Source organism: Pedobacter sp. BG31 (assembly GCF_042464845.1).
GTDB lineage: Bacteria > Bacteroidota > Bacteroidia > Sphingobacteriales > Sphingobacteriaceae > Pedobacter > Pedobacter suwonensis.
This window is the reverse complement of the sequence record NZ_JBHNZK010000012.1, coordinates 1-23,193: the sequence shown is the minus strand read 5'-3', so window position 1 is coordinate 23,193 and position 23,193 is coordinate 1. Positions and strand designations below refer to the sequence as shown.

The window sequence follows — 23,193 nt, the reverse complement described above, 5'->3', positions numbered from 1 at the left end:
GCTTTTTTGAACAATTAACCAAACATGAAAATCAAACTACTAATGAGGGCCGTTAAGCCCGATCCTTTATTCCGTAAGATCATAAAGATGATAAGACTAACCTGTTTATTTCTTCTTGCCGGATTGCTGCACGTATCAGCTGCCGTATTTCCGCAAGGCAAGAAAATTTCATTAAGCCTGAAAAAGGCAACCCTGGAGACTGTAATCCGGAATATAGAAGCCAAAACCGGCTATTCTTTTTTGTATAGTAATAATGATTTTCCTTCAGCCAGGCGGGTTGACGTCGAGGTCACAGATAAGCCTGTTTCCGAAATTCTAAACCTGATTCTCAGGCAATCCGGGTTTTCCTATAAATTAATCAACGAGAATCTAATCACATTTACCAGATCTCCAAAAGCTGTTGCCGACCCACTTCGCGGAAAAGTTACCGATGAACAGGGCCTTCCCTTAGCAGGTGCATCAATCAAGAATATAGACGGCAAAATTTTAGCACAAACTGATGCGGATGGTATGTTTCTGATCAATGACTTAGGAGGAAATTCAATTATTTTGGTTAGTTATATTGGTTATATGGAACAGTCCATAACCATAAACAGCAATGATATCTCCCGCTTATTACAGGTAACTTTAAAACAGCAGAGTGCGGCACTCAAAAGTATTTCAGTTGTCTCTACCGGTATCCAGACCCTTTCAAAAGAACGGAGTGCAGGTAGTTTTGCAAAACCCGATATGAAGGTCTTTGCTGCACGAACAGGTTCGATGAACGTCATCCAGCGACTTGACGGACTTATCCCCGGACTCACCATCAATAACGCTCCAGGCGACCCGGCCTATTCTTCCAGTCAGGTACTGCTTCGAGGGGTAACTACAATCAATGCAAGCAGGGGACCATTATATGTTGTCGACGGTTTCCCAATCAATGATATATCCTCTATCAATCCGAATGATGTGGAAGATGTAACAGTGCTGAAAGATGCTACTGCAGCCTCGGTGTGGGGAGCAAGGGCGTCAAACGGTGTTGTTGTAATCACCACCCGAAAAGGACGCACAGGGGGAGGACTTGATATTGACTACGACGGCTTTGTGAACTTTCGAGGTATGCCTGATCTTAATTATGCAAGAACGCTAAATAGTGCCCAGTTTATTCAGGCAGCCAGGGAAATTTTTAACCCAGCCTTAAATCCTATTGGTGCAATAGTTCCTAACGGTTCACTTTCTGCTACTTTGCCTCCCCATGAGCAGATTCTGTATGACCTCAACAGTGGTAAGATCAGCAGTGCTGATGCAGATGCACAGCTTAACCAGCTAGCTAATGTCAATAACCTGGAGCAAATGAGGAAAGTATGGTACCGCAATGCCATGCTAACCAATCATACCATTTCATTGAGAGGAGGGGGCGAGCGTTATAACGTATATGGCTCACTGGCCTATACTGGTAACCAAAGTAACCTGGCGGGTGAAAAAAATAATACCTATAAAATTAATATACGTCAGGATATGCAATTTAATAAAGTCATCAGTGCCTATCTGATTACTGACCTGACCAATAACATCAGGTCATCAAAAAATAATATTGCGCCAGACAGCCGTTTTATACCTTATGCACTTTTTAAGGATGAGGCAGGAAACGGAATTTCCATGTCGTGGCTGAATCTTGCCGACGGTGTGAGGAGAAACTTTGAAACCCTCAGTCAGGTAAATTTAGGCTATAATCCTATAGATGAATTCGAACTGCGGGATAACAAAATTGACGAACTGATTAACCGGATAGTGGGTGGGCTAACGATAAAACCATACAAAGGTATTAAGTTTGAAGGCGTATACGGTTATTATAAATCCAGTTTAAAGAATACCACCTTTCTTGATCAGGGCAATTTTAATGTCAGAAGGGAGCTTGCTGCATTTACCGTGGCACCTACCACCGCCGGAGGAATTCCAACCTACTATCTTCCAACTACAGGAGGAAGATTAACCAATTTTAATCAGAGCCAGCGCAACTGGAACGTGAGGAATCAGCTGAGTTATGACAAAAGCTGGAACAACCAGAAACATCAGCTTACCGTGCTTGCGGGCCAAGAAATACAAAACCAGCTGACCGGCAGCACAACCTCAATGGTGAGGGGGTATGATCCGGATTTGTTGACTTTTGGATCAATAGATTATAAGACTCTAAATGCCGGTATAGCCAATACCGTTTATCCAAATAGTGGGAATAGGGGGGTGCTTGTAGACAATTCGTTTGGAGCCAGTGAACTGGAGAATAGAGTGGTTTCCTATTACGCAAATGCAGGTTATACATTTAACAACAAATATACCATCAACGGTAACTGGAGACTCGATCAGTCCAGCCTTTTCGGTAAGGACAAATCAGCTCAGGACAGACCTGTTGGAAGCGGGGGGCTGAGCTGGTATGCCAGCCGGGAGGATTTCCTGAAAAATGCTAACTGGTTAAACAGATTGATTTTAAGAGGGACCTATGGCGTTACGGGGCTTTCCCCGATTATCGGTACTGCCGCTTCCTATGATATCGTGATTGCTGAATCGAACAGCATTTTTCCAGATGGAAGGGGGGTGAGGATTGGTACACCGGCAAACAGAAGATTAAGCTGGGAGTCTACCAAGACGCTTAACCTGGGACTTGATTTTACGATTTTCAACCAGGTTAGCGGTAGTTTCGATGTTTACCGGAAAAATACAGATCAGCTGATCGGTTTCCTGCCTGTTAACCCTTTTACCGGTTACACCAGCATCACCGGGAACATGGGCAAGCTTACCAATAACGGTGTGGAGCTATCTTTAAGCAGTCAGAATATTGTCGCTGGTAAATTTAGCTGGAGCACCTTATTTAATATGGCCTATAATAAAAATAAGATCACTTCGCTTTCTTATGCGGCACCAATCAGTACCGGAAATGGTCTTGTAACCCAAAGTTATCTTGAGGGATATTCAGCCTTTTCAATCTTTGCCTATCGGTATGCCGGACTGGATAACCTGGGGGATCCGCAGGTTTACAGGGCGGACGGATCAGTTACCAAATCAATCAATGCCACAACACCGGCCGATATCGCTTACATGGGGACTTATCAGCCAGTATGGAGTGGTGGACTGACCAATGTGTTCAGCTATGGTTCATTTGGACTAAGTGCCAATATTATTTATAATCTTGGCCATGTGATGCGCCGTGATGTGACTAATCTGTTTTCGGGAGCAAGACTTACCGCTAATGAAAATGAGGAATTTGCAGACCGCTGGCGCGTTCCGGGAGATGAACTCAGAACCAATATTCCATCATACATTGCAGCAAACGGTACCAGCTCCAGCCAAAGGAATGTTGGTTACTATAGAATGGCTGATGTCAATGTCCTGGATGCAAGTTTCATAAAGTTAAGGGATATCACCCTTTCTTATGAACTCCCAAAAGGGATATTAACCAAAATAAACGTTAAAGGGATCACTTTAAGGGCACAAGTGTCAAATGTGATGCTCTGGAAAGCTAATCGCTATGGTATAGATCCGGAGTTTCAGGATCCTACAGGTCTTGCCTCAAATATCGGCAATACCGCTGGCGGTGCAAGAACCATGCCTATCAACCAGCACACCATTTCTATTGGTGCACATGTAAAATTTTAAAAAATGAAAGCATTAAACAACGCACTATATGCAGCACTTGCTGCCTTTATCCTGACAGCTGGTGTTTCCGGCTGCAAAAGGGATTATCTTGATCTTAAGCCCAAGGGTAAGCTCATTGCCGAAAGTACTTCGGATTATAATCTGCTCTTCAACAATACCGCATTAATCAATACAGGTGCAGGTGTAACCGAGTTCCCCAACGGGCAACTTATTATGGGCGATGAGGTACTCAGCACTGAACCCTATTTTTCAGGTGCTACTTTGAGGACCCAGCGATTTTTCAGATATGATAAGGACACCTATAACCCGGAAGATGATAATGCTGAAATGAAGGGCATCATGACCCAGTTATATACCTACAACAAAATTGCAAATGAAGTCCTGGAATCAACAGGTGGGACCGAGGAGCAAAAACGGGCATTATATGCAGAAGCAATCGCCAACCGTGCATGGTGTTATTTTATGCTGGTCAACTTTTACGGCAAACCTTATCATCCCGCTACAGCCGGTACAGATCTTGCCTTTCCCATCATTACTACAGCTGATGTTGCCGAAACAAAATTTACAAGGGCAACCGTTCAACAGGTTTATGATTTTATGATCAAGGATCTTAGTGATGCGATCCCCGCATTGCCGAAGAATACCTCTATCCGAGCCCGTATGGGAAAAGCAGCAGCAGAAGGCCTTTTGGGTAAAGTGCTGGTGTTTATGGGCAGGTATGCGGACGCATTGCCTTACCTGAACAGCAGTATTGATGATTTGCCGAGTAATTATCCGGTTGCCCTTTACAACCTGAACGTTACTATGGCTAATGCCGGCACTGCAGGTGCCTGGGGCTACAATCCTGCAACTAATCCCGCAGGTTTTCAAAGTCTTTATCCAACTGCCTGGCTAAATACGGAGAACATATTCTGCAAGCAGGTTAATGCAGGGGCGCTAACAGCAGATCGTTCAGATATTCTGCTTACGCCTGAAGCTGCCGCACTATTCAGGCCTTCCGATATGAGGCTTCGTTTTTTCAGCAATAAAGAAACCGGAGGAGTTGCGCTTGCCTTCCCTGGTGCACTAAGAAGAAATAGCGGAACCGTTGTACAGATTGGAATACGACTGGCCGACATACAGTTGTTAAGAGCTGAGTGTTTGGCAAGAACTGACAAATCAGCCGAAGCAATCGCTATTTTAGAGGCATTCAGGCTTACAAGAATGTCTGCCGCTGATGCCCGGGTTTCCCTTACAGATAAAGCAGCATTGATACGCTTTATCATTGATGAGCGTATCCGCGAGTTTGCAATTAACGGATTCAGGTGGTTTGATATGCGCAGGCTCTCTACTGACCCTTTGTTCTCCTCTACCGTTTACAAACACCGGTATTATGATGCAACAGGTAAACTGACAGAGTACCCCTTGAGCCCGGAGCGATTTACACTCCGCTTTACGCAAAAGGTTATTGATGCCAATCCGGGAATGTCCAATAATCCTTAGCCATGAAACCAGTAAACATTTTATTATCAGGGCTGCTGATGTTCTCGATGTTCGCATCGGCTCAGCAGGTTGTTATTTCGGGTAAATTCCGTTCCGTTCAGAAAGATTTCAATATTGAAGATATTTCAGCGTTTCAATATCTTAAAACACGGGATGAGAAATTAATTGTCAAAACGGATACCGGTGGTAACTTCAGTATCCGTTTCATCCTCGCAAAACCTGGATATTATAGGATAGGACGTAACATTCTTTACCTCAGCCCGGGCAATAAACTTGAAATCGATATCAACCACCTATCTCCCGAAAAATCTGCCTTCAAAGGGCGGGGAAGTGAGGCGAACAATTTTCTTAAGGCAACACCTTTCCCAAAAGGTGGTTCCTATCTTGAATCTGGCAGGAATATAAATGCTGATCCCGCTACCCAGCTTAAGCTAATTTTGTCCGCTGCCGCTTTAAGAGCTGAGCAACTTAAATATTTGAAAGGCGTAAGTGATACATTTCGCATATTAGAAGCCGCACGCATTAAGTCGGATGTAATCAATAGTATCAGTTCGGTGAGGTATTATGCACAAAGAAAGCTCAACCTAAGCCCTGATTCGGCCAGAAATTATATCCGTCGCTTTGAATATCTTTCTGCACCAACGATAAACAAATATAAAACATCCTTAATAGATGCCAGATTTTTACAACTCGTTGTGTTCAGAGACATTGCCAGTCAGATTTTGAAATCTCAAAAAGGGAAAACAAAAGTACAGCAACAGTCCCTTTCCCGAATATCGGACTGGCTTACCGCAGATTCTCTGGTAAAATTAATGGCCGGTATGGAGGATAAAAGTAAGATAAAGACTTTCTCTTCACAACTCAATACTATAAAATCTCCGGACTTCAGGAAGGCTGCCTTTAAGATAAGGGAAAGTAAGCTTCGGTATGGGAACGGAGACCTTGCAAGGGATTTTCGGGCCACCGATATGAATGGGAAACTGGTCAGGTTAGCTGATCTGAAAGGAAAAATAATCTTTATCGATCTTTGGGCAACCTGGTGTGGTCCGTGTCTGGCCGAGATGCCTGCTTTTGAAAAGTTGAAAGCACAATATTCAGATAATGATAGGATAGTATTTATTTCACTTTCCATAGATGAGCTCGAAGAAAGCTGGAGGAAGAACTTAAAACAAAGGAACGCCTCTGGTTTACAATGGCACATCTCAAGAAGTGAATTGATGGATTATCAGATAATCAATATCCCTCGTACCATCATTATTGATGAAAATTTTAAGATAGCAAATTTTCAGGCACCGGTACCATCATCAAAAGAGAATATAGTGCTTTTGCAAAAACTTCTGAAGACTGGACAAGGAGATGAAAAATTTAGCATCAATGGAAAATTTTCGGATGCCGATCCTTCAGGAATTTTGTTTCTTAGTTACCAGGGGAAAAATGGTGCCAATATCAGAGATTCTGTACCTTTGGATAAAGGCACCTTTCATTTTGAGGGCACCGTTGAGGGAGTTCAACAGGCCCATCTGCTTTTAAGCCATGCCGGCGTTTATGCGGTGAAAAAGAACTCTGATCTTTCAGATATTTATATTGGTAGAAAAAATCTGATGATCGCAGGAAAGGATTCTATTGCTACAGCTATGATAAGCGGGGATAGGGAAAATGAATCCTATCAAAAGTTAAGAGATGAGTTAGCCCCGTTACAAAAGGGGCAACGTGCATTGTTGAACTCACTCACACCAGATAACCGCAAGGATTCTGTATTTATCAGGAAGGTTAAGCAAAAAAATCAGGATTTTATCATCAAACAAAAAAGTCTTGAGCGGGCTTTTATCCTCTCTAACCCTGATTTAGTAGCCAGTATTTATATACTTAGGTCTTACGCCGGACCTTTAATTGATGTAGCTGATGTCGGGCCGCTGTACAAGGGTCTCTCAGCTCGGGTACAGAATACCGATGAAGGCCTGGAATTTGCAAAGGCAATCGAAGTGTTGACTGCCACTTCCGTAGGCCAGCAAGCACCAGATTTTACCTTGCCTGATAGCAGTTTTGGTAAACAGGTAAGTCTCTCAGATTTTAGGGGGAAGTATGTATTGCTGGATTTTTGGGCAAGCTGGTGCGCTCCTTGCCGGGCTGAAAATCCAAATATTATTGTTCAATATAAAAAGTATAAAGAAAAGAACTTTGAGATTTTGGGTGTGTCGCTTGATGCTTCGAATTCCCGGGCTGCCTGGCTTAAGGCAATTAAAGACGATGATATCAGTTGGACAAATGTGTCCAGTTTAAATGGCTTTGAAAGCATAGCGGCAAAGCTTTACCATATAGAGGCTATACCCCAGAATTTTTTGATAGATCCTAGCGGTAAAATAGTTGCAAAGAATCTTAGAGGAGAATCACTTAACAACATTTTAAAGCAATTTATATCGCAATAAATTAATTTTAAGATTTGAAAACCCAGTTATAGATCATCGTGATTGATCAATGGAGAGTATATTATGGACTATCCATTGATCTCTAAAATTAACACATTTAATTTGCATTTTAGAAGCATAATTCTCTCGAGATATACCTTTTAGTCATAAACCAGATAGCTATACTTAATGTATTTAAAATTTGAAAATTTCTTGTTCTTTGTTTTGATCTGTTGTCTCTGCCAAAACAAATCAACTGCCGCACCAATTCCACCTAGATTTCGAACTTTAGGCATAGAAAATGGACTCTCTAATAATTCTGTAAGAACAATTATAAAAGATTCTAAAGGCTTGATGTGGTTTGGTACAAGGGATGGGTTAAACAGGTATGATGGTTACGAATTCAAAGTATACCGAAACAACCTTCTGGATTCTTTTTCCCTTCCCCATAATTTTATATATGCTTTGGAAGAAGATGGAAAACATAATATATGGGTGGGCACCGGACAGGGCATAGGTGTGTTTAATACTTTGTCTTCTAAGTTTCTTCCAGTTTATTTATTTAATGCGAAAACGAAAAAAAAACAAAAAATTAAAGCACAAATAACCGTTATCCGAAAGGTTGGCAACGGTGACATACTTATTGGAACTAACTCCTTCGGATTAATGGTTAAAGGTGCCAACGAAAATTTTGCCAGGCAGATCAATTTATATTATAAAAATAAAAAGGTCAGCAATTTTACGGTTACGGCTATAAAGAATTTAAATAATTCACAGGTTCTGCTGTTTGTTGAGCCTATCGGGCTTTGTTTATATGATGTTAAAACTCGAAAATTTGAAATGCTGAATTCACAGCTTGATAATGCCTATTGCATGGAAACCGACAAAGTAAACAATGTATGGTTGAGCAATCAAACCGGCTTATACCTTTATCAACTGGATAAAAAAATACTTAAGGCGATTAATACCCGCCGGCCATCAAATTCCCCGTATATATTGGACATGTTTTATAGTAACCAAAACACGCAGTTATGGACAGGTACCAAAGCAGACGGAATCCAGGTTATTGACGGCTTCAATGGTACCGTGCTTAGCATTCTTGCGAAAGGTCAAACCGTATATGATATCTTTGAGGATGAGGTGGGAAGAAAATGGGTTGCGACATCCAGAAATGGAATCTACATCATAGAACCTAAATCATCAATATTTCTTACTGTTTCCCAGGAACCGGCTGCAAAATCTACCTTAAGCAATAATTATGTGTCAACATTTTTAGAAATGCCACAGGGGAAATTAATGATTGGTACAGATGATGGCGGAATTAGTGTTTGGGACAGGAAGAGCAACAGCTTCTTCAATATAAAATCCAATGTTTCAGATCCTGCTTCTTTAAGTGGTAATTCTGTAACCGATATCAAAGAAGATTCTAGGGGAGATGTATGGGTAGGTACTTTCGGTGGGGGATTAAATAAACTGAGGGCCGGCTCCTGGAACTTTGATCATTACAAACTTATTAATTATAATAATGATGAAAGCGATAATGTTTGGCAAATTTTAGAGACTAAAGATAAAACCTTATGGGTAACCACATTTTCTCAAGGATCACTTTACTTCTTAGACCGGAAAAAAGACAAGTTTGAAATTTTCGATCGAAAATTCCATGAGAATTTATTTGCGATTTCGGAAGACTGGAATGGGGTGATGTGGGCTGGAAATGCTAATTATTTGATTAAAATCGATAGAAAAAACTTAAAATATCTTTATACTGAAATTGGTAAACCTGTACGGGTAATTTATGAAGATACAGACGGTAATTTCTGGCTCGGGACTGAAGGGGGAGGACTGATCTTGTTCGACAGGAAGAAGAATAAAATTGTTAAGCGCTTTTCAACTGATAACGGACTCCCAAGCAATTCAATACTAAGCATCAGGGAAAACAAAAGAAACGGGGATTTGTGGATTTCTACCCCTAACGGTTTATCTAAATTTGATGTTAAAAAGGGGATATTTTATAACTTTTATGCTGATGATGGACTGCAAAGTAATCAATTTTTAGATAATTCATCATTGATCCTACGGTCGGGTGAATTTGTATTTGGTGGGGTGAAGGGGTTTAGTATCTTTCATCCTGACAGCGTTTCTGTAGTTGGAGTTGCTCCTCCGCTTATTGTGAATGATATAAGAATAAACAATGTTTCCGTATCTGTCGGCAATCCATGTGTTGTTCAGACAAATTTCGATCAAATTACCAAACTGGAAGTTCCTTATACTGACGCATCAATTGAGATTGATTTTGCTGCTCTTGAATATAGTTTACCGGGAAAAATTTTATATTCCTACTATATGGAAGGCTGGGATAAATCATGGAATAAACCTTCAAAGCATAGATCTGCAACTTATACCAAATTAGATTACGGTAGTTACAAGCTCAGAATACGGTCAACCGATACCCAGGGGAGGATAGCCAATAATGAGAAAATAATTTACATAACTATACTACCGCCCTGGTACAGAACATGGTGGGCTTATGGATTTTATCTGCTTTTTGGATTCTGTTTAATATATTTTCTTCAAAACTATCGTAACAAACAGCGCCAGCTAAAACATGAGATCGAAATTGCCAATCTTAAGATGGAGCGGGAAAAAGATTTAAATGAAAAGAAACTTAATTTTTTTACAAATATTTCTCACGAATTGCGTACTCCTTTAACGATGATTGTAAATCCTATCAAGGATATTATTAGCAAAAAGAATGTGGCCAATGAACAGAATGATTTAAATATGGTGTACCGGAATGCCAAAAGGTTGCTCAGCCTGGTTGATCAGCTTTTACTATTTAGGAAAATGGAAAGTGAAAATGACCCGTTAATTATTAAAAAAATTGATCTAAATACTTTCTCTAAAGAAGTTTTCTTATGTTTCAACTATCTGGCCAGCCAAAATGAAATTGACTATCGTTTTGAATGTGAAGAAGAGGCCTTGTTCATTTATGCTGATCCTGGCAAGATTGAAATTATTCTTTTTAATTTAATTTCGAATGCGTTGAAATTTACTCCGTTTGGCGGATCTGTGAAATTGACAATCAGCTCAAAACCACATAATGTTGTAATTCTAATCAGTGACAGTGGCCCTGGAATACCTGTGGAGGTTGGAGACAAAATATTCGATAAATTTTTTAATGCTGCGAGTAGGGAGTCTTTGAAAATGGGGTTTGGAATAGGACTCTATTTGGCAAAAAACTTTGTCGAGTTACATCAGGGAACACTAGAATTTAACTCTGTTCCGGGACAGGGTACAGTCTTTTCGGTTATTTTGCCTACAAACATGACCCATAATGAACAGCAAGATCCCGGTGATAAAAATGAGTTAATGTTCATTAATGAACTGATGGTACAGGAGCCTGAAGCTGCATTTGAAGATAGTGAGGGTTCTGGTAATCTCGAATTGCTTATTTCTGATCTGAATTCTATACTAGTTATTGACGATAACCCTGAAATTACAGAATACATCAACCAGATTCTTAAAGAACGGTTTAAGATATATGTATCATCAGATGGAGCAAATGGCCTCAAGTTGTGTAAAGAGTATTTACCTGATATTGTGGTTTCAGATGTATACATGCCAGGCTTGAATGGCCTGGAACTTTGTAGCGCAATTAAAAAAGACCCTCTGACCAGCCATATACCGGTAATCCTGCTCACAGGAGACCCAAGCCCTGAACTCAAACTTGAAGGTATCGAAACCGGTGCTTATGATTTTATCAGCAAACCTTTTGATAAAGAGATTTTTATCGCTAAAATCAATGGTATTATAAAGAACAGATCAAATCTACAATCTTACTTTTTTAACGAGATTACGTTAAAGTCTGATCCTAAAAAGGTTAATGAGGAAGATAAACATTTTATACAGGCCTGTATTTCAATAATTGAAGATAACTTGCTTGAAGACAGTTTCAATGTGAAAGTGTTATCTGAGTATATGTCTATGAGTCATTCTAAGCTTTATAAAAAAATAAAATCGATATCTGGTCAGTCTGCGAACGCTTTTATTCGGTCTGTCAGGCTTCGTAAGGCAGCCGAGTTGCTGATCAACTCAAATCATCATATAAATCAAACTGCTTTAAGAGTAGGGATAAGTGATACCAAATACTTTAGGGAGCATTTTTATAACCTATTCAAACTCACCCCAAGTGCTTTCAGAAAAAAGCATCAAAAGAATTTTTACAAGAGCTATAGAATTGATAATTAGCCTTCATGGAAATAATGTCTGATTGATAGATATTTAACCTTATTATTCTTTACTTATTAAACGAAAATAATTGATTGCCCAGGTTAATATTTTTCATGAAAGTGAAAGGGCTCTTTTCTTATAGCTATTCCAATTGAATAGTTATAAGAAACTTTCGGTCAGACAGATGTGTTTGTATATGAACAATTCCATCCCAAAAGCTATTTCCATTCTGCACATGCATAACCGACAACTTTTATGGATTCATAACAGTGCATGGGCTTTACCACATTGAAATTGCTCAAATTCGCTTAAGGCTTCTAAAAATGCTTAAAATCACGTTTTAACCCCCATAAAATACTGTATTGCCCATCATTTTAATCGTGGTATTAACGTTTATTTGCTGCAACTAACCAGGGGATGTTCTCTATGGATGAGATTCCGCTGCCGATCCAAACTGGCAACAGGAATCCAATCTTCAGAAAATGTTGACCCGTTAAAACCAAACTTAATTATGAGCGAACTAATTACCGTCTTTTGGAAAGATAAATCTTTCTAGCCAATCAGATAATGTCTGATTACAACTGTTAAAAATTCAAAACAACAACAAAAACTAACCGAATAACGATGAAAGAAATTTTACGAATACTTTTGTGGGTCTGTATTTTTAGTCTTGGACTTTTTTATAAGGCGAGCGCTGTGAAAACCAAATTCGCGTTTCAACAGGATACGACCAAATTCACCGCCACACTTTTTGACGAAAATCAGGTGCCTTTGAGGGGGGTAACTGTAAAAGTCCAACGTACCGGATCAACTTCAGTTTCTGATAAAGATGGCATTTTTTCCATTTCTGCCCAGAAAGACGACTTATTATTGCTTAGCCTGAACGCTAAAGAATTTTACCAGTATAAAATTTTAAACTTGGCAGAGAACGCAATTATCATTAATTCAAAAAATGTAGCTTTAAAACAGGAAAGAGAAACCAGATTGCTTTTTGGTGTGGTTGCCAATCCACTTCATACAGCAACATCAACAGATGCTGTATATACTTCTGATCTAAATAAAATGCCTGTTACCTCACTCAGTACTGCACTAACGGGTAGGTTATCAGGTTTATATGCGTTGCAGAGCTCTGGTCAACCTGGTGCAGACGGGTCATCGCTATCGTTAAGAGGTCGAGGACCTCTTTTGATTATTGATGGAATTCCAAGAGGTTTTTCAATTATCAACTTAGATGAAATAGAATCTGTAACCGTTTTAAAAGATGCCCTTTCTACTGCAATGTTGGGTGTTAAGGGATTTAATGGCGCTTTACTGATCACCACCAAGAGAGGTTCTAAAGGGAAACAGACCATTTCATTCAAAGCACAGACTGCGTTTCAAAATCCATTGAAACAGCCTGTAGCATTGAATTCCTTTAATTATGCCACACTTTACAACGAGGCAGCCAAAAATGATGGCCTAACGCAGCCTTATACACAAAGTGATTTAACTGCTTATGCTACAGGATCAGATCCTTTTGGTCATCCTGATGTAGACTGGAGAAGCCAGATACTTAAAAAAAATACACGCTTCGATCAGTATTCACTGGATATTTCAGGGGGCAATAATTGGGGTAGATATTTTGTTGCTTTGGAACATATAAACCAGAGCGGTTTTTTTCAAACCTCTGCCGATAACAAATATGATACGAATAATAAATTTTTAAGTTATGTTATCCGTTCTAATATCGATCTGCAGATCAATTCAAAACTGTCAGCCGGCGTAAATCTATTAGGGCGGATACTAAACGGAAATGGTCCGGGTTTTAGTTTATCTAACCTTGGTAGCAGTACACAGGCCATTTTAAACAGCCTGTTGGTTACCCCAAATAATGCTTATCCGGTTTACAATCCTAACGGCACCTATGGCACATCAGCCAATTTCCAAACTAATATTTATGGACAAACCGTAAATTCTGGTTACACCGCAAACTATAAGCGTGATGTTCTTGCCGATTTTTTTATCAAAAGAACACTTGATGAGATCACCAAGGGTTTATGGATCAGGGCTTCAGTTTCCTTATACTCAACACTGTCCGAAGATATCCTTCGTGGCAAATCATTTGCTTCGTTTGCATACAATCCAAGCACCAATGTTTACACCCAATACGGAAACAATGGAACACAGGCTAACGGTAACTCCCTTAGTTACCAGGCCAGGGCAGATTACATGGAGTTTAAGATTGGATATGACCGCACATTCGGAAAAAATGATATCAGCGCTGTAGCTTTTGCAAATCGTGATAATTCTGTTACTGATTCCGATCTGCCTTACACGATAAAAGGTATTGCAGGCAGGGCAGCTTACACTTATGACAGCAGGTATACCTTTGAAATGGCCTTTGCTTACAATGGTTCTAATTATTACCCTCCTGCAGGTAATTTTAAATATGGCTTTTTTCCGGCCGTAGGGGTGTCATGGAATATTACCAGTGAAGAATTTCTTGCCAATAAAAAATGGCTTAATGGTTTGAAATTATATGCATCTTATGGTAAGAACGGTAATGATAACCCAGGTTACTTCAGCTACATACAACGATATTTTGACGGACCCGCAGCTTATTTCGGATCCAGCCCTGGTTCACAAACCAGTATTTTCGAACAGCCCTTGGCTAATCCTTTTATCACTTTTGAACAGGCAAAGAAATTAAACCTCGGTATTCAAGGTACCCTGTTAAGTAATAAACTTGGTTTCAAAGCCGAATATTATGATAACAGATATTCCGATTTGTTGATGCAAAGAGGAAAGAATTCAGCAATTTTAGGACAAACATTTCCCAATGAGAATATTGGCAGATACCAATACAATGGCTGGGACTTTAACCTGAACTGGCAACAGCAGGTAGGTAAAGATTTTAGCTATTTTCTTTCCGGTAACTTTAATATACAGGACTCGAAAGTGGTGGATATGGATGAAGTAAATCAACCTTTTTCATGGATGAGAAGAACAGGGCAAAGGGTTGGTCAGAGCTTTGGTTATATTGCCGACGGTTTATTTCAGTCTCAGGCAGAAATTAACGCAAGTGCAAGATTGGAAGGGTACGTTGCACAACCCGGAGATATCAGATACAGGGACCTGAACGGAGATGGCCTTATCAATCAGTTTGATCAAACACCTATTGGCCAGTTAAAACCCCTTTTGTTTTTTGGTACAACCCTTGGCTTTCAGTTTAGATCATTTGACTTCAGTGCTTTGGTTCAGGGGGCATTAAACAGAACGATCTACGTTTCAGGAAACAGTGAATGGGCATTCCAGAATAACGGACTGGGGCAGGCCTGGGACAATAATCTCGACAGATGGACACCTTCAAACCCGAATGCCACGTATCCGCGCTTAAGTATTGGAGCCAATATCAATAACCAGGCATTTTCAAGCTATTGGATGCGATCAGGAAATTATATTCGGTTGAAAAATATTGAGTTAGGATACACTTTTCCCAATAAGTTGATTCAAAGAATTGGTTTGCAATCTACAAGAATATTTGCAAGTGCCACTAATTTATTAACCTTATCCGCTTATGATCGTGTTGATCCGGAGGTGTATAACGGCGCCTATCCAATTCAGCGATTAATAAACCTGGGTATTAACATTAAGCTTTAAAAATATGAAAGTAACTTATTATAACAGATTTATCCTTTTGTTTTCTTTATTCGGGCTGCTTGTTCTGGGTGCCTGCAAGAAAGTTGAAACTGAACCACGTGATTGGATCAGAGAAGACTTGGTATGGGATGATCAGGATAAAAATGCTACGGTGGCTGGTTTTTTCCTTAATAGCGTTTACACTTACATTCCTACAGGATTTAACCGCATTGACGGTGATTATCTTGATGCTGCTTCAGGTGATGCCATTCCATCAAGGAACAATACCCAGGTAGAATTTTATACAAATGGGAGAATCAGTGTAGTCAACAATCCTGATCCGTACTGGGGAAACAGTTACGCAGGTATCAGAGCGGCTAATATCTTTCTCAGCAATATTGATAAAGTACCTATGGCGGCAATCACCAAACAATACTGGAAAGCGGAAGCCAGATTTATCAGGGCCCTGATGTATTTTGAACTCGTGAAAAGGTACGGAGGTGTACCACTTGTTGGAAATAAAATTTTTACGGTAGAAGATGACCTTGAAATTCCCAGGAATAACTATGCTGAGTGTGTGAATTATATTGTTTCTGAATGTGATGCAATTAAAGATAGCTTAAGATTGGAAAAGGGAGCAAACTATGGTACATCCGATTGGGGAAGAATAGCCAGGGGCGCAGCCATTGCATTGAAATGCCGTACTTACCTTTATGCTGCGAGTCCGCTTTTTAATGGAGGTGGTTTTGAAACTAATGCGAACATAAAAGCATTGACAGGCTATCCTACTTATGATGCATCCAGATGGCAAAAGGTAATTGATGCTTCAGAAGAACTGATTGGTATGGGATATTATGCACTTCAACCTTCCTTTAATAATGTGTTTGTGGTGAACAGGAATACTGAAGTGATATTGAATAAGCAGGGTGCAACTAATTCTAACATAGAGTCCATCAATGCACCATCAGGATACGCGACACCTGCTTTAAGTTTAGGAAGAACAAGTGCCACTTCAGAATTGGTGGATGCATTTCCTATGAATAATGGCCTGGCAATAAACAGTACTTCGCCCACTTCAGGATATAATCCGGCTAATCCTTATCTTAATAGAGATCCCAGGTTTTACTCAACCATATTTTATAATGGTGCAACCTGGCTAAGAAGAGGGGTGCAGACTTTCGAAGGTGGATTAGATAAGCCTGGTGGTACAACCATTCAAACAAAAACTGGTTTTTATGTCCGTAAGTTTATGGCTGATTTTTCCAATAATACAGCATACACCAATCAATCGCATAATTTTATACTTTTCAGGTATGCGGAGATCCTTTTAAATTATGCCGAGGCCTTAAATGAAATGGGAAGAACTGAAGATGCAGTTACCCAATTAAAATTAATCAGGGCCAGAGCAGGTATAACAGCAGGTGCAAATGCCAGATACGGTATTCCTACAGGCGTTACTCAAAGTGATCTGCGCACGCTCATATTTAATGAACGGCGAATTGAACTTGCATTTGAAGAACATCGTTTTTGGGATGTGAGAAGATGGAAAATTGCTCCTGCAGTTTTAAACACAAATGTTAACGGCGTTAAAATTACAAAAAATGCCGATAACACTTTCACTTATCAGACGCAGCCGGCAGCTAACCTGCTGTTTACCAATAAACTTTATCATATGCCGCTACCGTATTCAGAGATTGTTAAAAATAGTAAACTGATTCAAAATGAAGGCTGGTAAAAAACAACAAAATATGAAGATTTACATACATAAATTATTGCTGTTTTTGTTTTTAACAGCAAGTATAAATTTCGCTAAAGCACAAACAATAACCGTAGAAGGTACGGTAAGAGATAATGTGGGCGTTTTAGTCGGTGTATCTGTTAAAGAGAAAGATGTTGCCAATGCTGTTCTCACTAATAGTGATGGAAAATATAAAATAACACTTAAAGGAAAAAGTGGTGTTTTACAGTTCAGCTATATTGGTTTCGTTACACAAACTGTTAATGTTGATCAGCGCAGAACGTTAAATGTACGGTTGGAAATTGATAATAATAATCTTGAAGACGTAGTTGTACTGGGGTATGGAAAGCAAAAAAAAATTACCACTACAGGTTCAATCAGCACAATTTCTGGTGAAACAATCAGGCAAAACCCATCAGCAAGTTTACAGAATACGCTGGTTGGTCGTTTGCCTGGCTATTTCTCTCAGCAACGTTCGGGCAGACCGGGTGCAGACGGAGCAGAATTTTTTATCAGGGGGGTCAGCTCTTATAATTCAGGCTCAAACCAGGCATTGATTATGGTAGATGATATTGAATATTCAGCTGCCCAGTTTTCATTGCTTGATCCAAATGAGATCGAAGATGTAAGTATTTTAAAAGATGCGGCTACAACAGCTATATATGGGGTGAAAGGAGCCAATGGCGTTGTGGTGGTAACGACAAGAAGAGGAAAAATGGGTAAGCCAAAAATTTCATTGAGAAATGAGTTCAGCGTCATGCAGCCAACCATAATGCCTGATTTCTTAGGTTCTTACGAAACTGCCCTGTTGTATAACCAGGCTAGAGCAAACGACGGTTTGACACCCAGATGGACAGCAGATGACCTTCAAAAATTTAAGGATGGATCTGACCCGTATGGCCATCCCGATAACGATTGGAAAAAGATACTTTTTAAAGACTTCAGCACGCAAGCAAAAGGGAACTTTGATATTAATGGCGGGACTGAAAAAGTAAAATATTTTGTTTCGGGTGGTTACCTGGTTCAGGATGGTTTGTTGAAGAATTACAGTGCTGATAATGGTGTAAATTCAAATTTTTATTACAACCGGTATAATTATAGGTCAAACCTTGATATTAAAGCAACCAAAACGCTCGATCTCAGGTTGGATCTTTATGGCAACATTTCCATCACCAATAACAACAACATTGCCAGTGCGTTTGGTTATAACGATTTATTTTATGATTATGTAAGTTTCGCCTCACTGGCGCCCTGGGCCTATCCTATATACAATCCGGATGGCAGTTATGGCTACAGCACCTGGCAAAGAGATGAAAATCCAAATTATAACCAGAACAATATTGTAGGCCGGATTGCGCATTATGGCTATAGCAGGAGTTTTGAAAATAATATGAACCTGGTAGCTAATGCGGTGCAAAGACTAGATTTTATCACCAAAGGCCTAACCATTAAGGGTGTGCTTTCTTATGCGAGTACACATAATTATACCCGTAGTATGACCAGGGATCAGTTTCCTTCCTTTATTTATGACCCTGTAAATAATACTTATGCACCAAGAGATCCTAATATTTACAGGGTTAGAAGATACTTTCTTGGTTACAGTCCGGGGAGTACGGTTAGAAATTTAACTACTCAGATTCATCTGAATTATGATCGCAGTTTTGGCAAACACCATGTTTATGCTTTGGCATTGATGAACACCAACTCAGTTATCAAATATAATCCAAATCCGGTTTATAACTTTGTTCCCAACAATTTTAAAGGCTATTCAGGCCGGGTGGGTTATGATTATGATGATAAATATTTGTTCCAGTTCAACAATGCGTATAACGGATCTGACCTTTTTGTGGGATCTAAAAAATATGGTTTTTTCCCGGCAGCATCAGTAGGATGGAATATCTCGTCAGAAAACTTCTTTAAAGACAATATTAAATTTATCAACTTCTTAAAGCTTAAAGGTTCGTATGGTCTGGTTGGTAACGACCGGATAGGTGACAACTTTGCTTATTACTATCAGCAAAATTATTATCGTGGCGGGGATGCTAACTTCGGAACGGGAAGCAACAATTATCCGGGCTATTATGAAGGTACCCTTGGTAATAATGATGTGACCTGGGAAAAAGAAAAAAAACTCAACCTGGCTTTGGAATTCTCTTTATTTAAAAGCAAGTTAGCAGGCTCCGTAGAGTTTTTCAAAAACGAGCGATATGATATTTTAACCAGCAGGGGAACCGTTTCCTCCATCTTTGGTGTAGGGCTGCCGCCTGTAAACCTAGGCAGGGTTCAGAACCAGGGTGGTGAAATTGAGTTATCTTACCGTGATAACATCGGAGAATTTGGTTATTCTGTAAGAGCAAACTATTCTTATGCTAAAAATAAAATTTTATTCAGAGATGAGCCCAAACAGGCATTTGCTTACCAGCAGGCTACCGGAAATAGTATTGGAGCTGGTTTCCTTTATCAGTGGATAGGATTTTATACTTCTGCCGCAGATATTGCTGCCAGCCCGGTACCAATTGTTACACCAAGGGTGGGAGATTTAAAATATGCAGATTTGAATGGTGACGGCAAGATAGATTCTTATGATCAGGCTTATATTGGCCAGCCAAATCTTCCAAATACCAACTATGGATTAGATCTAAGTTTTAATTATAAAAACTTTGGGTTAACCCTGCTTTTCCAGGCGGCGACGAATTTCCAGGTAAGGGGCGTTGCCGAGGCAATACAGGCTTTCTCTTCTAAGCTAACGTCTGTACACCAAAACAGCTGGACACCGGAAATCGGTGATAATGCACAATATCCGTTGCTAAGTTTAAATCCAGGGATCAGCAGCCCTTCTACCTTTCCATCTACTTTCTGGGCCGTTTCAGGTAATTACCTTCGCTTAAAAAATGCAGAATTTAGTTACACGTTGCCACAAAGTTTTCTGGATAAGATCAAGGTTCAATCGATACGTACATACGTAAATGGTTATAACCTGTTAACTTTTTCCAACCTGGGAAAAAGATATCAGTTTGACCCAGAATCAAATTCCGGTCAGGACAGGATTAAATATCCGCCTCAGCGTATGCTAAATTTTGGTTTAAGTGTTACATTTTAGTGAAAACAGATATGAAAAAGATTTTTATAATACTGGTATTTGTAATCGTATACACATCTTGTAAAAAATCAACCGATTTTTTAGATGGTCAGGCAAGTACAGGCGAAACTGAAGAATCAATTTTTACCGATAGCGTAAAAACAATAGGCTTTTTAACGAACATCTATAGCGGAATAGGATACAGTTTTAACAAAGGCAGGTTCAGCTCGCACGGGAATACGGAAATGGCTACCGATGATGCGGAATATGCCTATTCAGGCGTTGGTCAGTCGGCAGTAATTATGTACAATGGTACAATTTCACCCAATAATTTTTTCAGCCAGGGGGCTGTTCCTGATTTCTGGTCTACGCCATATGCCAATATACGGAAAGTGAACCTGTTTTTAGCCAAGCTTCCGGGTACGCCGTTAAGTGCTCCCTTAAAAACAAGGATGGCTGCTGAAGCCCGCTACCTAAGGGCATGGTACTACCATTTTCTGCTGATTAATTTTGGTGGTGTACCATTGATTGGAAACAATGTTTATGGCATTAATGATGTGATTGATCTTCCTAGATCAAGTTTTCAGGCATCGGTAGATTATGTTGTAGGGGAACTTGACGCTGTTGCGGCCATACTTCCTGCACCAACTGAATATGCAGAACAGGATTTTGGCAGGGCAACCCGCGGTGCCTGCCTGGCTTTAAAATCAAGGATATTATTATACGCTGCAAGCCCGTTATTTAATGGAGGATCTATCGCTACGGGAGCCCTGGCTGCCACAGTAAGTTACCCTTCATATAATGTTTCCTACTGGCAAAAAGCTGCTGCAGCAGCAGAAGCTGTAATTAATACCAATTATTATTCCCTGATGGAAGATAATGTAACGGCACCCGGATATGGATTCTACAATACATTTTTGAAAAGGTATCCCAATACCGAACAGATTTTTGCCATGCAAAGGCCAACCAACAGAGATTTTGAAGGGTACTATAATCCGCCATCAAGAGGGGGTGCTAAAAATTCACAACCGACAGAGCAACTGGCCAGGTCCTTTCCAATGAAAAATGGAAAATCAACTTACGATCCAACATCAGGCTTTGTTGCCAGTAATCCTTATGTTAACCGTGATCCGCGTTTTGGATATTCCATTATCTATAACGGCTCACTGTATTACAGCACAACAACAGGTACAAAGATCGCTGTAAATACCTTCGATGGTGCCGCTTCTGATGGATACGTTTCATCTACCAAGACAGGTCCTACCACTACCGGATATTATAGCCGCAAAATGTGCGATGAAAATATTTCAGCCAACAGTTCGTTCGTAACCGAAAGGGCCTGGCCATTGATGAGATACGCTGAAATCTTACTCAACTATGCAGAGGCCATCAATGAAACCGGACAAACTGCTTTGGCCTATCCTAAACTCATTGCAATTCGAAAACGAGCCGGGATTGATGCAGGTGCAGATGGTATGTATGGTATGAAAGCCAATATGAGCGTTGATGAGATGAGGGCTTTTATCCAAAATGAAAGAAGAATAGAACTAATGAACGAAGATCATCGCTGGAATGATATCAGGAGATGGAAAATAGCTGAGGCTGTAAATAATGGTTATAATACCGCGATGGTTATCACCAAAATAGGTAATAATTTCACTTATAAGGTTGATAATACCATTCGATTACATGTTTTTAAACCACAGAATTATTTGATGCCTATTCCTCAGGTAGAGATATCGAAAATGCCTTCTATGGTACAGAACCCAGGATATTGATTAAATAAATCGTCCTGGATTGATATTGATTTCCTCGGCACCTGCCTTCAAGGTAGGTGCCAATCCCTTCCAATATGACATTCTGCTACTATTACTTCAATTATTATATTTCAGGTTTTAGATCGATATAAAATTATGATGGATGACTCAGCAAAAGTCTTTATATGGCCAAATACACTCTAAGCTTGGTAAAAATCTCTGCCTGTATGAATCGGTCAAGATCTTCGATAATAACAACAGAATAGGGTGTAGCCCCAAAAAAGTAAAGAATTTCGTCCAAGTGGTTTTTAAGTATAGACTTACTGATGGCTTTGTCGATCTCGATCTCGGTTTCCTGAAATTTGATTTTGCTTATTCTTAACGTATATAATATCTTTTCAGAACGGATTGTGGTCGATGGAAAAGAAATCAGCAAAAAAAAATCAGTAATCGAAGCTTATGATCATGACTTTAATACGGTTAGAGTAGATAGACTTTTAGAGAATATATCTCAAAAAACTGGGGTACCGACATCGCATCTCAAGTTACAGATTCCAACAGATTTGACTGAAGGAAAATTTGCATTGTATACACTCGCAAGCAATCTTAAAATAGAGATCTGAACTTATTCCCAGAAAACATGATAATTTTCACTACTAGCTAACAGATCATCTCTTAAAATTTTATTAGAATGGATTCATACAAACCAATAATTCTACTGTTAGCCGAAGCATTAGCGTTAGCTTTAGTCATCGGTTCATCAATATACTTTTTCCTGAAAGGTGTTTTTGGTGCAAATGTAAAATGGTACAAGGTGTTTATTGTGGTATGGGTACTGGCAGCAATTATCATTGGTGCTTTGAAGCCAAACAAAATTGAACAATATCAAATAAGTAGTTCAATCTTTGCTAGTGTTGTTATACTTGGTTTGTTCAGTTTAATCCGGATTCTAGTTCGCTGGATCAAAAACAGGAATAAAGTACCAGATACTTTATAGACAAAATTTTAAATATGACCTTTTCAACAATCCTATGATTAGAGCCTTTGAAAATTTAAAGGCGAAATTGATATGTGATTATCCTCAATACTTCACATTTAAAACATAATATATATGAGATAGACATAGCAGTGTTAGCTAAAGACAAGGGTGTCGTGGGTGACTGCGAATCTGAAGGAAGTCGGCGGCAAATATGGGGGCTTACGAACAGAAACTGTATATGAGGCGGATCTAGTCTGGGTGATGTTGCCAAACAA

The 23,193-nt window shown here is 39.6% G+C and carries 10 protein-coding genes; 9 read left to right on the top strand and 1 reads right to left on the bottom strand.

The annotated features are described in order from the left end of the window. Positions 1–24: 24 nt before the first annotated feature. From ACFE6N_RS14845 to ACFE6N_RS14810, 8 genes are all read left to right on the top strand, one after another. On the top strand, positions 25–3,630 hold the full coding sequence (locus tag ACFE6N_RS14845; protein ID WP_378937670.1) for a SusC/RagA family TonB-linked outer membrane protein: 3,606 nt from the start codon (positions 25–27) through the stop codon (positions 3,628–3,630). A gap of 3 nt (positions 3,631–3,633) precedes the next feature. Next, positions 3,634–5,112 (top strand): RagB/SusD family nutrient uptake outer membrane protein, encoded by a 1,479-nt coding sequence (locus ACFE6N_RS14840; protein WP_378937668.1) that lies wholly within the window; start codon positions 3,634–3,636, stop codon positions 5,110–5,112. Positions 5,113–5,114: 2 nt separating this feature from the next. Then, the gene (locus ACFE6N_RS14835; RefSeq protein ID WP_378937666.1) at positions 5,115–7,538 is read left to right on the top strand and encodes a redoxin domain-containing protein; all 2,424 of its coding nucleotides are present in this window, start codon (positions 5,115–5,117) and stop codon (positions 7,536–7,538) included. Positions 7,539–7,706: 168 nt separating this feature from the next. Next, positions 7,707–11,765, top strand: a complete 4,059-nt coding sequence (locus tag ACFE6N_RS14830) for a two-component regulator propeller domain-containing protein (RefSeq protein ID WP_378937664.1) — start codon at positions 7,707–7,709, stop codon at positions 11,763–11,765. Positions 11,766–12,443: 678 nt separating this feature from the next. After that, a complete protein-coding gene (locus tag ACFE6N_RS14825; protein WP_378937662.1) occupies positions 12,444–15,386 on the top strand; it encodes a SusC/RagA family TonB-linked outer membrane protein in 2,943 nt (980 codons plus the stop codon). Positions 15,387–15,390: 4 nt separating this feature from the next. Next, positions 15,391–17,100: a RagB/SusD family nutrient uptake outer membrane protein gene (locus ACFE6N_RS14820; protein WP_378937660.1), complete on the top strand. Its 1,710-nt coding sequence runs from the start codon at positions 15,391–15,393 to the stop codon at positions 17,098–17,100. A gap of 13 nt (positions 17,101–17,113) precedes the next feature. After that, positions 17,114–20,203, top strand: a complete 3,090-nt coding sequence (locus ACFE6N_RS14815; protein WP_378937658.1) for a SusC/RagA family TonB-linked outer membrane protein — start codon at positions 17,114–17,116, stop codon at positions 20,201–20,203. Between the two features lie 11 nt (positions 20,204–20,214). Next, positions 20,215–21,960 (top strand): RagB/SusD family nutrient uptake outer membrane protein, encoded by a 1,746-nt coding sequence (locus ACFE6N_RS14810; RefSeq protein ID WP_378937655.1) that lies wholly within the window; start codon positions 20,215–20,217, stop codon positions 21,958–21,960. 160 nt (positions 21,961–22,120) lie between these two features. Here ACFE6N_RS14810 and ACFE6N_RS14805 read toward each other — a convergent pair whose 3' ends face one another. Then, positions 22,121–22,375: a hypothetical protein gene (locus tag ACFE6N_RS14805; protein ID WP_378937653.1), complete on the bottom strand. Its 255-nt coding sequence runs from the start codon at positions 22,373–22,375 to the stop codon at positions 22,121–22,123. Between the two features lie 255 nt (positions 22,376–22,630). Here ACFE6N_RS14805 and ACFE6N_RS14800 point away from each other — a divergent pair, with 255 nt between their 5' ends. Further along, positions 22,631–22,936 carry a hypothetical protein gene (locus tag ACFE6N_RS14800; RefSeq protein ID WP_378937651.1) on the top strand — a complete coding sequence of 102 codons (306 nt, stop codon included), beginning with the start codon at positions 22,631–22,633 and terminating at the stop codon, positions 22,934–22,936. Positions 22,937–23,193 lie beyond the last annotated feature (257 nt).

Bases quoted from the DNA above. Each gene is read 5' to 3' on its own strand.
- ACFE6N_RS14820 (WP_378937660.1), top strand. From the start codon at position 15,391: ATGAAAGTAACTTATTATAACAGATTTATCCTTTTGTTTTCTTTATTC.
- ACFE6N_RS14835 (WP_378937666.1), top strand. From the start codon at position 5,115: ATGAAACCAGTAAACATTTTATTATCAGGGCTGCTGATGTTCTCGATG.
- ACFE6N_RS14800 (WP_378937651.1), top strand. From the start codon at position 22,631: ATGGATTCATACAAACCAATAATTCTACTGTTAGCCGAAGCATTAGCG.
- ACFE6N_RS14840 (WP_378937668.1), top strand. From the start codon at position 3,634: ATGAAAGCATTAAACAACGCACTATATGCAGCACTTGCTGCCTTTATC.
- ACFE6N_RS14830 (WP_378937664.1), top strand. From the start codon at position 7,707: ATGTATTTAAAATTTGAAAATTTCTTGTTCTTTGTTTTGATCTGTTGT.
- ACFE6N_RS14815 (WP_378937658.1), top strand. From the start codon at position 17,114: ATGAAGATTTACATACATAAATTATTGCTGTTTTTGTTTTTAACAGCA.
- ACFE6N_RS14845 (WP_378937670.1), top strand. From the start codon at position 25: ATGAAAATCAAACTACTAATGAGGGCCGTTAAGCCCGATCCTTTATTC.
- ACFE6N_RS14810 (WP_378937655.1), top strand. From the start codon at position 20,215: ATGAAAAAGATTTTTATAATACTGGTATTTGTAATCGTATACACATCT.